This is a genomic window from Enterobacter sp. NFIX59 (assembly GCF_900113755.1).
GTDB lineage: Bacteria > Pseudomonadota > Gammaproteobacteria > Enterobacterales > Enterobacteriaceae > Enterobacter > Enterobacter pseudoroggenkampii.
In genome coordinates this window covers 398,525-410,609 of the sequence record NZ_FOQN01000002.1, presented here as the reverse complement: position 1 = coordinate 410,609, position 12,085 = coordinate 398,525, and the positions used below count along the sequence as shown (strand labels likewise).

Here is a 12,085-nt window from a genome sequence, read left to right as displayed (position 1 = left end):
GCGTAGGCCGGGTAAGTCCCGCCACCCGGCTTTTTTCTGCATAAGGGTAGGAGGCCCAAAATGAAAATAAGGAAGTTAACAGGAACGATGCTGATTGGCCTGACGTTATGCGGTTGTGTAATGCACCGCCAGACACAGCCAGAAGTGGAAGGACGTCTAATCGACAGCGCAGGTAAGCCAGTCTCTGGCGCTAAAATAACATTAGAGAGGGAGCAAACGCTTTCTGACGACAACGGTCGTTTTGCTTTTCAGAGCCAGCATGAGTGGATCTTTTTTCTGCCAATAGGTCCGATGGACTGGATTTATCACACCCCGCTCCAGATAAGCGTCAACGGAAAGGAATATGATGCAGAAGCAGGCGGCGGTCTCGGTGGGCCACATAAACTTGAAGGGAAAGCGTATAACGTTATTTGCACATTGCCTGACCTTCCCGGAGAAGCGAGATGTCAGTCCGGTTTATAGATTAAAACGAGCCCGGCGGAAGACCGGGCTCGTTTTAGGTATTACCCGCCAAACTGATCCGGGTCCGGCCCAAGCCGCTTACCCTTATCCAGCTTCGCAATCTCACCCAGCTCGTCTTTGTCCAGACGGAAATCCCAGACGTCGAAGTTCTCGGCGATGCGCGACGGCGTGACTGATTTCGGTATCACCACCAGGCCGTTGTCCAGATGCCAGCGAATGACGATCTGCGCCGGGCTTTTGCCGTATTTATCCGCCAGTTCGCGGATAATTTTTTGATCGAACACGCCCTGGCCACCCTGCGCCAGCGGGCTCCAGGACTCGGTCTGGATTTTATGCGTGGCGTTCCAGGCGTGAAGCTGACGCTGCTGCAGCAGCGGGTGCAGCTCGATCTGGTTAATGACAGGCGCGACGCCCGTCTCGTCAATCAGCCGCTGCAGGTGATGAACCTGGAAATTACAGACGCCGATGCTTTTCACCAGCCCCTCTTTCTGCAGTTCAATCATCCCTTTCCAGGCATCAACGTAATGATCGATAGCCGGAACCGGCCAGTGCATCAGCCAGAGATCGACGAAGTCGAGCTGGAGTTTTTCCAGGCTCTCTTCCAGGGCCTCGCGGGGACGTTTTTGGTCGTCGTTCCAGAGTTTAGTGGTGATGAACAACTCATCGCGAGGGACACCGGCGCTGGCCAGTGCGGTACCCACGCCGTCCTCGTTTTTGTACGCGGCGGCAGTGTCAATCGACCGGTAGCCGACTTCCAGGGCTTTATGAATGGCGGAGACGACCTCGTCGTTACCGGCTTTCCATACACCTAGCCCCAGCTGGGGCATCACGTTGCCGTCCTGCAGCTTGATTACGGTTTGGTTTGCCATTTTTCCTCCTTCAGGTGCGCATCGCCGGAGGGTTCCTCCGGCGATGGGGTGTGCATTAAGTCTGGACGAAATGTCAAAAAACGAAAGTCGGGGGGACAAAAACGCTTAGCGTGCCGCCTCGTAAATACGACGGCTGACGTCCAGCGTGATGTCGCCGTGCTCGCCCAGATGGGTCATACCGTGCTCTTCGAGTTTCGCCAGCAGGGCAGGGATAGAGCTGCCGTCCAGGCCGTAGCCAGACAGACGCGTTGGCACGCCCAGACCTTCAAAGAAGCTGCGGGTCGCTTCGATGGCGGCATCAATACGCGCATCGTCAGAACCCTCGGTGATGTTCCACACGCGTTCAGCGTACTGCAGCAGTTTGGCGCGTTTGGTGTCGCGTTTTTCGTTCCACAGGGCAGGCAGCACAACGGCCAGCGTCTGAGCGTGGTCCAGACCGTGCATTGCCGTCAGCTCGTGGCCCAGCATGTGGGTTGCCCAGTCCTGCGGCACGCCAGCCCCGATCAGGCCGTTCAGCGCCTGTGTGGCGGCCCACATCACGTTGGCGCGAACGTCATAGTTTTCCGGCTCTTTCAGCGCTTTCGGACCTTCTTCGACGAGCGTCAGCAGAATGCCTTCCGCGAAGCGATCCTGAATTTTGGCATTTACCGGATACGTGACGTACTGCTCAACGGTATGAACAAATGCGTCGACCACGCCGTTCGCCACCTGACGCGCAGGCAGGGTGTAGGTATAAACCGGGTCCAGAATGGCGAACACAGGCTGAACGTGTTCGTTCATGAATGCTTGTTTGTCGCCGGTGGTTTTACGGGAGATCACCGCGCCCTTGTTGGATTCAGAACCGGTGGCCGGCAGGGTCAGCACGGAGCCCATCGGGATAGCGCTTTTGATGTCGCTGCCGCGGGTTTCCAGAATGTGCCATGGATCGATGCCGTCAGCGTAGTGCGCTGCCGCCGCGATGAATTTGGTACCGTCCAGCACGGAGCCGCCGCCGACCGCCAGCAGGAAGGTGATGTTTTCTTCGCGGGCGATTTTCACCGCGTTCATCAGCGTTTCGTAAGACGGGTTTGGCTCGATGCCGCCGAACTCACGAACGTCCAGACCGTCCAGCGCGCTGTAAACCTGATCCAGCACGCCGGTTTTTTTCACGCTGCCGCCACCGTAGGTGATCAGCACGCGGGCGTCAGCAGGGATCTGCGCGCGCAGATCGGCGATAGCGTCTTTACCAAACAGAATGCGGGTTGGGGTGTGAAGATTAAAGTTGTTCATTGCTCGTTCCCTTTAGTGGGTGAAAAACCGTGGTGGCGCAGAGGGCGACCTGATGCTGCTCATTGTGGCCGCCCGGGGCTACGCCCTCAATGCACATTCCTGCCGATGTCTTGCCCATTTCTACAGAGCGCTGGAGAAAGCGCGGAAAACGACGCACACTGTCAACGTCGAAAACCGCACCCGGAGTAACGCAAGATGAACCGTGAGGCTATCTGCCAGCAGCTCACTTCGCAGATTAAAAGACTGATAGATAACGAAAATGGCGTCAGTGGCCTGCTTCCTGACATTCGCCTGCTTTATGGCACGCAGCCAGGGACGCGCACGCCGGTCATGTACCAGCCGGGCATCGTTTTTCTCTTCTCGGGCCATAAAATTGGCTATATCAACGAGCGCGTGTTCCGCTACGACACCAATGAATATCTGCTTCTGACGGTACCTTTACCCTTCGAATGTGAAACCTTCGCGACAGAGGCCGTTCCGCTGGCCGGTATTCGCGTCAACGTCGATATTCTGCAGCTGCAGGAGCTGCTGATGGAGATAGGCGAAGATGAACTCTTCCAGCCTTCTATGGCGTCGAGCGGGATTAACTCGGCGACGCTGTCGGAAGAGATCCTCTGCGCCATTGAGCGTCTGCTGGACGTGATGGAGAGGCCGCTGGACGCGCGCATTCTGGGCAAGCAGATTATCCGCGAAATTCTCTACCACGTGCTGCTGGGGCCGGGAGGCGGGGCGTTACTGGCCCTGGTGAGCCGACAGACCCACTTCAGCCTGATAAGCCGCGTGCTCAAGCGTATCGAGAGCCAGTACACGGAAAACCTCAGCGTCGACCAGCTGGCGGCGGAAGCGAACATGAGCGTCTCGGCGTTTCACCATAATTTTAAATCGGTGACCAGCACCTCGCCGCTGCAGTACCTCAAAACCTACCGGCTGCATAAGGCGCGGATGCTGATGATCCACGACGGCATGAAGGCCAGCGCGGCGGCGATGCGGGTGGGCTACGAAAGTGCGTCGCAGTTCAGTCGGGAGTTTAAGCGCTATTTCGGCGTTACGCCGGGAGAGGATGCGTCACGTATAAGAACGATGCAGGGAGTCTGACGAAAAACGTAGGCCGGGTAAGCGATAGCGCCACCCGGCTTTGTTGAATTATGCGCTGCAGTACTTCTTCTTAATCACCACCGCGATAGTCCCCACCAGACCCGCCACCAGCAGGAACATCGGCAGCACCATCAGGAAGGTCATCACCTGATCTTCGTGGTGTTTCACGAAGGGGATCATATTCAGCGCGTAGCCGAGCGTCGTCACCACGCCAACCCACAGCAGGGCGCTCAGCCAGTTGAAGAACTGGAAGCGGCGGTTCGACAGGCCGGAAATTCCCGCCATCGTCGGCAGAAGGGTGCGAACGAACGCCAGGAAACGCCCCGCCAGCAGCGCCAGCAGGCCGTGCCGGTCAAACATGCAGGTCGCACGCTGATGATATTTATGCGGCAGCTGCGCCAGCCAGCTTTTGACGACGCGCGTGTTCCCCAGCCAGCGGCCCTGCAGATAGCTCAGCCAGCAGCCCAGGCTGGCTGCGGAGGTAAGGATAACCATCGTTGGCGTGAAGTCCATGACGCCTTTACCGATTAACGCCCCGGCAAGTAAAAGCAGGCTGTCACCGGGTAAAAACGAGGCTGGCAGTAATCCATTTTCCAGAAACAGAGTTGCGAACATCACGAAATAGACGATACCGACGACGTGAGGATCCGCCAGCGCGGCAAAATCGTGGTGCCAGAGCGCCGCGATAATATCTTGAATAACAGCCATGGACTTTCCTGTGGAACAGCAGATATAGCGCTATTGTACTCCCTTATTCATCCGTCGGGTTTGATCCCGGGCGCAACTCATGCAGACTTTTCCGCTTGCGGTGTCCACAAAAGCGTCCAGGGAGTACATTTTCAGCCTGCACTCTACACGATACGCTCGAACCCTGCTGCTAAATCCGCAATCAGATCGTCAACATTTTCTAAACCGATATGCAGTCGAATCAGGGTACCGATGAAGTCCACGTCGCCACCGGGGCGCAGGGCCGCAATCTGTTCCGGCTGGTTAGCCAGGATGAGGGATTCAAAACCGCCCCACGAGTAGGCCATGCTGAAGAGGGTAAAATTATCCAGATAGCTTGCCAGCTCGTCATTATTCAGCCGTTTTTTCAGCACAAACGAGAACAACCCGCTGCTGCCCGTAAAGTCACGTTGCCAGAACTCATGGCCTTTACTGCCGGGTAGCGCGGGGTGATTCACGCGCTCAACCTGCGGATGCTGCGCCAGCCATTCGGCCACCTTCAGGCTGCTTTCATGGTGCTGACGCAGGCGAACGCCCAGCGTGCGGAGTCCGCGGCTGGTCATGTAGGCCGTGTCGGCATCCACCATCTGGCCCATCAGGTAGGCGTTTTCACGCAGCTGATCCCAGCAGCGCGCGTTGGAGACCGCAGTACCGATCATGCCGTCAGAGTGGCCAATCAGGTACTTCGTCGCCGCCTGAATCGAGATATCAATGTCGAAGTCCAGCGCTTTGAACAGCACGCCTGCCGCCCAGGTGTTGTCGATCATAACGATCGCCTCTGGCGCTTTGCTGCGCACGGCCTTCACGATAGCCGGCACGTCGTGAATTTCCATGGTGAGCGACCCCGGCGATTCCAGGAACACAATGCGCGTGTTTGGCTGAATAAGTTCGGCAATACCTTCACCAATCAGCGGGTCGAACCAGCCGGTGGTCACGCCGAGCTTGCTGAGAATTTTGGTACAGAAGTCCTGGCTGGGTTCGTAGGCGGTGTTGGTCATCAGGATGTGATCGCCCTGTTCCACGAACGCCAGAATGGTGTTGGCGACTGCAGCCGCTCCGCACGGGAACAGCGCGCAGCCTGCGCCGCCTTCCAGCTCGCACATCGCCTCCTGCAGAGAAAAATGGGTTAGCGTGCCGCGACGGCCATAAAACAGGCCGCCTTTCGCGCGGTTGCGCGTGGCGATTTTTTTCTCCTCAACGGTATCAAACACCAGCGAGGAGGCGCGTTGAATCACGCTGTTGACCGATCCCTGAGTATATTTTTTGCTGCGTCCTGCCTGTACCAGCGTGGTATCAAGATGCTTCTTTGTCATGTTCGCTAACCCTGTTTTTATACGTCTGGACGTCCAGACTACCACGATTGGAAAAAACTGCACCCGCAGGCTTATCGAATAAGCAGAAAATATTAGCAAAAAACCGCATAAGAAATTTTTACTGCGTAAGCGCAAGGAAAGTGAACGAAAATTGCGGCACTATGCAAATACTAATGAGAACTACTATCAATTCGACGACGTTTTGATATTATTACGTTCAGATTTTGTGATTTGCGTCCTGGAGATACAGAGTGGGTAATAATTTGATGCAGGCGGATCTCTCCGTTTGGGGCATGTATCAGCATGCTGACATCGTGGTTAAGATTGTGATGATCGGCCTGATTCTGGCGTCCGTTGTCACCTGGGCTATCTTCTTCAGCAAGAGCGCCGAGCTGCTTTCGCAGAAGCGTCGCCTCAAGCGGGAACAGCAGCAGCTGGCTGAAGCCCGCTCTCTGGATCAGGCTTCAGACATGACCTCATCCTTCCACGCGAAAAGCCTGACCACCCTGCTCGTGAATGAAGCACAGAACGAGCTGGAACTCTCCGCGGGCAGTGAAGATAACGAAGGCATCAAAGAACGTACCGGTTTCCGCCTGGAGCGTCGCGTGGCGGCCGTTGGCCGACACATGGGGCGCGGCAATGGTTATCTGGCGACCATCGGGGCGATCTCACCGTTTATCGGCCTTTTCGGTACGGTCTGGGGCATCATGAACAGCTTTATCGGTATCGCGCAGACCCAAACCACCAACCTGGCGGTTGTGGCCCCGGGTATTGCAGAAGCGCTGCTGGCGACGGCGATTGGTCTGGTCGCGGCGATTCCAGCGGTGGTTATCTATAACATCTTCGCGCGTATGATTGGCAGCTACAAAGCCACGCTGGGTGACGTTGCCGCGCAGGTTCTGCTGCTGCAAAGTCGCGATCTCGACCTGAATGCCAGCTCGGTTAAGCCGGTGCACGCGGCGTCCAAACTGCGCGTGGGTTGATAGTATGGCGATGCGTCTAAACGAAAATCTGGACGATAACGGTGAAATGCATGAGATCAACGTGACGCCGTTTATCGACGTTATGCTGGTTCTGCTGATTATCTTCATGGTGGCTGCGCCGCTGGCGACGGTGGATGTGAAGGTAAATCTGCCTGCCTCATCCAGCCAGCCCCAGCCGCGCCCGGAGAAGCCTATCTACCTGTCGGTGAAGGCGGATAAATCCATGTTCCTCGGCAATGACCCGGTGACGGCCGACTCTGTCATCCCGGCCCTGGATCAGCTTACGGGCGGTAAGAAAGACACCACGGTCTTCTTCCGTGCGGATAAAACCGTTGATTATGAAACCATGATGAAGGTAATGGACACGCTGCATCAGGCGGGTTACCTGAAGATTGGGCTGGTCGGCGAAGAAAAAGCGGCCAAAAAATAGAACGAAAGCTGGCGAAAGCCAGCTTTTTTGTTTTCTGCCACGCAACATCGTTATTATTTTCTGCTGTATATCCCCATTCTTCATATTTCCTTATCAATAAAGCAATAATTAATAATCCATTGATAGTTAAGTAAATATCAGTATTCGGCTGAGCCATTAAAATATATCGTTGGCTGAAATGGCGTCGGGGAATATCCCCACTACGCTTAAAAAAGATAATAAAAACAAACCTTCTTCGAAGGCTCTTTTCACCTGCACAGCAAGAGACTCCCTATGGCTACGATGACATGGCTGTATCCGCACGCGCCTCAAAACGATCTGTTTTCGCTTTCTGCCATTCGACGACGCGCCGACAGGCTAATACTGGTGCTCATCTGGTCGCTGTGGGCCATCTCGCTGGGGGTGGGCTATATCAACGAGAATATCGTGCAGGGGGCGATTATTGGCACCTCTCTGGCCTGTTTATCGACGCTGCTGACGCTGTTGTTTCCCGGCGCGCTGTTGCTCCGCCTGAGCTCTGCGTTTGTGCTAATGGCATTTTCCGCGCTGCTGATTCATCTGGGCGAAGGCGAAACTGAATACCATTTTTCGGTTTTTGTCCTGCTCTCCGCGCTCCTTGCCTGGCGAGACTGGCGCCCGCTGGTGATGGGGGCGGCGGTCATCGCGTTACATCATCTGGTGTTTAACTATCTGCAGGAGAATGACCTTTACGGCGTCGTGGTGTTCATGCACACCGGCTTTCATATGGTGGTTTTCCACGGGCTGTTTGTGGTGGTCCAGACCGCAATTCTGGTTCTGCTGGCGATACGAATGGAGCAGGACGCCCGCTCGGCGAGCGAGGTGGCAAGGCTGGCGGGGGTGATCAACCGTGAACCGGGGTACCTCACGCTGGCCGTCGATGCGGTCCCCGCAGAGTCTTCCTTTGCCCGCACGTTCAGCCTGACGCTGGGCACCATGCGCGCCACGCTTGAGCAGGTTAGCGCCAATATTGGGCAACTGCTGGAGGCATCCCGCGCGTTAGGACAGCGCAACAGCGCGCTGTCGGAACGTACCGATCACCAGGCAAGTTCGCTGGCGACGGCGGCCAGTGCGATGGAACAGTTAAGGGCTGTCGCCACCCTGACCAGTGAAAAAGCAAGCCAGGTCAGGGAGGTGGCGTTCAGCACCAGTAACGTGGCGGAGCAGGGGGGCCATAACGTACGGCAGGCGATTGCGGCGATGGAGCACATTCGCGAGGAGTCGCAGCGCATTTACGCCATTCTGGAGTTGATCGACGGGATTGCGTTCCAGACCAATATTCTGTCGCTCAACGCCTCGGTCGAGGCTGCCAGAGCGGGCGAACATGGCAAAGGCTTCGCGGTGGTTGCCTCGGAAGTGCGCGTGTTGGCCCAGCGCAGCGAGGGGGCTGCAAAAGATATCCGCCAGCTTCTGACCGCATCGCAGGCAACCACGCTGCAGGGCGTCGAGCAGGTTGAGCAGGCGGGTATGACAATGAAGTCGATCATTGAGAGTATCGAAGGGCTTCGCTCTCTGCTGGAGGAGCTGTCGCAGATGAGCGAGCAGCAGCGGGCGAGCATTGCGCAGATGAACGACAGCATTGCCAGCATCGATGCCAGCGTGCAGGAGAACGTGCGTCACGTAGCGCAAACAGTGCAGGTGGCTGAAGCGCAGCGCCAGCAGACGGGTCAGTTAAAAGAGGCGATTGCCGTATTCAGATTTAATTAGCGTTGCGGTTCGGAAGGGGCGCTGGCACCAGACGCCAGCGCGTCTTCATCAAGCGCCACGCAGGTGACGTTTGAGGTACGGAACTCACCGTCTGACAGCTTGCGCGTCAGGCGCAGGGTGGCGATTTCTCTGGCAAGCAGATACTGGTAATTGGCCTCGAGGCGACCCAGAAGCTTCTCTTTCAGCTCTGGCCGCTGTTCCATGATGGTGTTCATCACGGCACCGTAAATTTCTTCTTTGACCTGTAGCGGATAAATTTCGCGGCGATTCTGCCATTTCAGCCGCACCAGCGTTGCCGGGATCGATACCAGGTCCTGGGTAATACGCGTCATCTCGTCATTTTTTGTGTTTCGCAGCGCATCGAGATTTTGCTTTAAGATAAATTCATCACTTTTCTTATCATCTAAAGTCAAATAAACGTCGTTGTTTTTAACTTCCTTCACGTTAATCCTCCCCAAGGCTATAAAAAATTGGGTTGTTTTTTTCGCGCGTAATTAAGTTAAGCCAAATTTCATTGCCCGCTTTGTTAATTTCTTCGGTTTTCTCGGCCAATATTTGACTTAGTTTCTGGGCATCTATTTCACCCTCGGCCTGCAGGTCATTCAGCAGGTGGACAAAGGCTTCAATTTTTATGGCGCGAAATAAGCGGTCTTTTATATGGCGATCGTGCTCTTCCAGCAACATATTTCGGGATTTGCCAGTTCGGGAAACACCAATTAATATATCGGGCTCGAAATCAGAGAGCTTTCTTTTCCCCTGAGTGAAACTGGCCTCTTTTTCTGCTTCCGTCGGTTGCTGTTCCACAGGCGTGATGTGGTACTTAGCCGGGACGAGATAGTCGGGCAGCATTTTCAATTTCCTTTAATTTCAACAGGGTGGGGTTGGTAAAGGCGTGAGATTCGTTGACAATATCATGAGGCAAATTTAAAATCAAAAAAAATGGAGCCTACCCATGAACAGCATCTTTTTTACGGTCATCACATTACTATTACTGACCGCTGGTGTTCTTTTATTGATGCAGGAATTCAATAAAACGAAAGTGTCGAAAGACACCAGTGAACCCCCGCAACCTGAACTGATGACAAAAGAGGAAGGTGAAGACCATTTCTCTGTATTGATGAACTCCGTTACGCCGGTCTGGTACTGGCGGGTGAACCACGAATATATCGACTTTTTACACGCGACAATTAAGCGCATGAAAATGTCGGAAATTAATGATACGCCCGGACTGTTTGAGGCGCAGCGTCGCTGTAGCGACCTGAATTCAGCCGTGTATAAATATTATGACAATATCAAAAAACGCTGCCTTAACGGCGAGAAGGTCTCTTATTCCGATCTGGACGTATTAAATTTGCGGCAGTGTTTTCGCGAGTTCAGTCTGGAAGCCTATCCTGAGCTGGTGGCGCTTGTCTGGCCGGAGTACGCCCGTCCCGAGGTTAACCCGGACAACGTCTGAGTGGCGTACTGTTGAGTTATTGCAAACAGTCAGCGCCGTTGAGATATACTGGGCGCTGGTTTCTTTTGCAAACAGGACTTTATGGAACGCTTTTTTGAAAATGCCATGTACGCCTCTCGCTGGATACTGGCCCCCGTCTATTTTGGCCTTTCGCTGGCGCTTGTCGCGCTGACGATTAAGTTCTTTCAGGAAATCCTGCATGTTCTGCCGAACATTTTTTCCATTGTCGAAGCGGATTTGATTCTGGTTCTGCTGTCGCTGGTGGATATGACCCTGGTGGGCGGGCTGCTGGTGATGGTGATGTTCTCCGGCTACGAGAATTTTGTCTCCCAGCTTGATATCGACGAGCGTAAAGAGAAGCTCAACTGGCTGGGCAAAATGGATGCGTCATCGCTGAAGAATAAAGTGGCCGCGTCGATTGTGGCGATCTCCTCTATCCACCTGCTACGCGTCTTTATGGACGCGAAGAACGTGCCGGATAACAAACTGATGTGGTACGTCATTATCCACCTGACGTTTGTGCTCTCTGCGTTTGTGATGGGGTATCTGGATAAGATCAGTAAGAAGTAAAGTACACTTTACCCCTCACCCTAACCCTCTCCCCAAAGGGGAGAGGGGACTGCTCGGTGCGGCCTTTCTCCCTCTCCCCTTTGGGGAGAGGGCGGGGTGAGGGGCAAGGGCATCAGCCCGCACTATTTCTCAGACGACGCCTGCCACAGATTCAACTCCCCATCCGCAACATGCTGGTCAATCCGTTTGAGTTCGTCCTCCGTAAAGCGCAGGTTTTCCAGCGCCTGAACATTCTCTTCCAGCTGTTCCGGGCGGCTTGCGCCAATCAGCACGGACGTCACGCGCGCATCTTTCAGCAGCCAGCTTAGCGCCATCTGCGCCATGGTCTGACCGCGCGCCTGCGCCATTTCACTCAGTAAACGCAGGCTGTTCAGGTTGGCTTCGGTCAGCATCTTTTCGTTCAGACCACGGACTTTCTTGCCTTCACGCTGCATGCGTGAATCTTCAGGAATACCGTTCAGGTATTTTCCGGTCAGCAAACCCTGTGCCAGCGGGGTAAAGGCAATACACCCCGTCCCGTTTGCTTCCAGCGCATCCAGCAAACCGGTCTTATCGACCCAGCGGTTGAGCAGGTTATAGGACGGCTGGTGGATCAGCAGAGGGATCTTCCACTCGCGCAGCAGCTCGGCCATTTTTTGTGTGCGCCCGGTTGAGTAGGAGGAAATGCCCACATACAGCGCTTTCCCACTCTGCACGGCGTGGGCCAGCGCGGCGGCCGTCTCTTCCATCGGCGTGTTTTCATCCACGCGGTGGGAATAGAAAATATCCACATACTCGACGCCCAGGCGCTTCAGGCTCTGATCGAGGCTGGCGAGCAGATATTTGCGTGAACCGCCCGAGCCGTACGGCCCTGGCCACATGTCGTAACCCGCCTTGGTGGAGATAATCAGCTCGTCGCGGTACGCGGCGAAGTCCTCCCGCAGCAGGCGGCCGAAATTCTCTTCCGCGCTACCCGCCGGAGGTCCGTAGTTATTGGCGAGATCGAAATGGGTGATGCCGAGGTCGAAGGCTTTGCGCAGCAGCGCGCGCTGGGCATCAAGAGGCTGGACGTGGCCGAAGCTGTGCCACAGTCCCAGCGACAGCGCAGGAAGGCGCAGACCGCTCTTTCCACAGTAGCGGTACTGCATATGTTCATAGCGGGTAGCGTCAGGGTACCAGGACATGATGTCTCCTTTTCTTATCGATAA

14 protein-coding genes are annotated in these 12,085 nt (G+C 55.2%); 7 read left to right on the top strand and 7 right to left on the bottom strand.

Annotated features, from left to right (window positions below; genetic code table 11):
- Positions 1–60 precede the first annotated feature (60 nt).
- Entirely contained in the window at positions 61–462 is a 402-nt protein-coding gene (locus BM007_RS10740) for a transthyretin-like family protein (RefSeq protein WP_048990484.1), read from the top strand.
- A 41-nt stretch (positions 463–503) separates the two neighbouring features.
- Here the strand turns inward: BM007_RS10740 and dkgA are convergent, their stop codons facing one another.
- Complete coding sequence (gene dkgA / locus BM007_RS10735; protein WP_048990483.1) at positions 504–1,331, bottom strand: 2,5-didehydrogluconate reductase DkgA; 828 nt, start codon at positions 1,329–1,331, stop codon at positions 504–506.
- Positions 1,332–1,436: 105 nt separating this feature from the next.
- Positions 1,437–2,600, bottom strand: a complete 1,164-nt coding sequence (gene yqhD, locus BM007_RS10730; RefSeq protein ID WP_024906510.1) for an alcohol dehydrogenase — start codon at positions 2,598–2,600, stop codon at positions 1,437–1,439.
- Between the two features lie 195 nt (positions 2,601–2,795).
- Here yqhD and BM007_RS10725 point away from each other — a divergent pair, with 195 nt between their 5' ends.
- Positions 2,796–3,695, top strand: coding sequence for an AraC family transcriptional regulator (locus BM007_RS10725; RefSeq protein ID WP_090418677.1), 900 nt, complete (start codon positions 2,796–2,798; stop codon positions 3,693–3,695).
- Positions 3,696–3,743: 48 nt separating this feature from the next.
- Here BM007_RS10725 and yghB read toward each other — a convergent pair whose 3' ends face one another.
- Entirely contained in the window at positions 3,744–4,403 is a 660-nt protein-coding gene (yghB, locus tag BM007_RS10720; RefSeq protein ID WP_024906512.1) for a DedA family general envelope maintenance protein YghB, read from the bottom strand.
- Between the two features lie 143 nt (positions 4,404–4,546).
- Positions 4,547–5,734: a cystathionine beta-lyase gene (gene metC / locus BM007_RS10715; RefSeq protein ID WP_090418674.1), complete on the bottom strand. Its 1,188-nt coding sequence runs from the start codon at positions 5,732–5,734 to the stop codon at positions 4,547–4,549.
- 251 nt (positions 5,735–5,985) lie between these two features.
- Here metC and exbB point away from each other — a divergent pair, with 251 nt between their 5' ends.
- The 3 genes from exbB (at position 5,986) to BM007_RS10695 (ending at position 8,872) form a co-directional block, all read left to right on the top strand.
- On the top strand, positions 5,986–6,717 hold the full coding sequence (gene exbB, locus BM007_RS10705; RefSeq protein WP_024906514.1) for a tol-pal system-associated acyl-CoA thioesterase: 732 nt from the start codon (positions 5,986–5,988) through the stop codon (positions 6,715–6,717).
- A gap of 4 nt (positions 6,718–6,721) precedes the next feature.
- Positions 6,722–7,147, top strand: coding sequence for a TonB system transport protein ExbD (exbD, locus tag BM007_RS10700; protein WP_024906515.1), 426 nt, complete (start codon positions 6,722–6,724; stop codon positions 7,145–7,147).
- A gap of 273 nt (positions 7,148–7,420) precedes the next feature.
- The gene (locus tag BM007_RS10695) at positions 7,421–8,872 is read left to right on the top strand and encodes a methyl-accepting chemotaxis protein (protein WP_061714474.1); all 1,452 of its coding nucleotides are present in this window, start codon (positions 7,421–7,423) and stop codon (positions 8,870–8,872) included.
- On the opposite strand, the gene BM007_RS10690 is transcribed toward BM007_RS10695, so the two are convergent.
- Together BM007_RS10690 and BM007_RS10685 are read right to left on the bottom strand one after the other, a co-directional pair.
- Positions 8,869–9,315, bottom strand: a complete 447-nt coding sequence (locus BM007_RS10690) for a hypothetical protein (protein ID WP_061714475.1) — start codon at positions 9,313–9,315, stop codon at positions 8,869–8,871. The two genes, BM007_RS10695 and BM007_RS10690, sit on opposite strands and share 4 nt — an antisense overlap.
- A 1-nt stretch (position 9,316) precedes the next feature.
- Positions 9,317–9,721 (bottom strand): hypothetical protein, encoded by a 405-nt coding sequence (locus BM007_RS10685; protein WP_048990472.1) that lies wholly within the window; start codon positions 9,719–9,721, stop codon positions 9,317–9,319.
- 103 nt (positions 9,722–9,824) lie between these two features.
- Here BM007_RS10685 and BM007_RS10680 point away from each other — a divergent pair, with 103 nt between their 5' ends.
- Together BM007_RS10680 and BM007_RS10675 are read left to right on the top strand one after the other, a co-directional pair.
- Complete coding sequence (locus BM007_RS10680; RefSeq protein ID WP_023309170.1) at positions 9,825–10,328, top strand: ESA_00282 family adhesion-associated protein; 504 nt, start codon at positions 9,825–9,827, stop codon at positions 10,326–10,328.
- 81 nt (positions 10,329–10,409) lie between these two features.
- Positions 10,410–10,898: a TIGR00645 family protein gene (locus BM007_RS10675; RefSeq protein WP_090418671.1), complete on the top strand. Its 489-nt coding sequence runs from the start codon at positions 10,410–10,412 to the stop codon at positions 10,896–10,898.
- Positions 10,899–11,020: 122 nt separating this feature from the next.
- Here BM007_RS10675 and BM007_RS10670 read toward each other — a convergent pair whose 3' ends face one another.
- A complete protein-coding gene (locus BM007_RS10670; RefSeq protein ID WP_090418668.1) occupies positions 11,021–12,061 on the bottom strand; it encodes an aldo/keto reductase in 1,041 nt (346 codons plus the stop codon).
- Positions 12,062–12,085 lie beyond the last annotated feature (24 nt).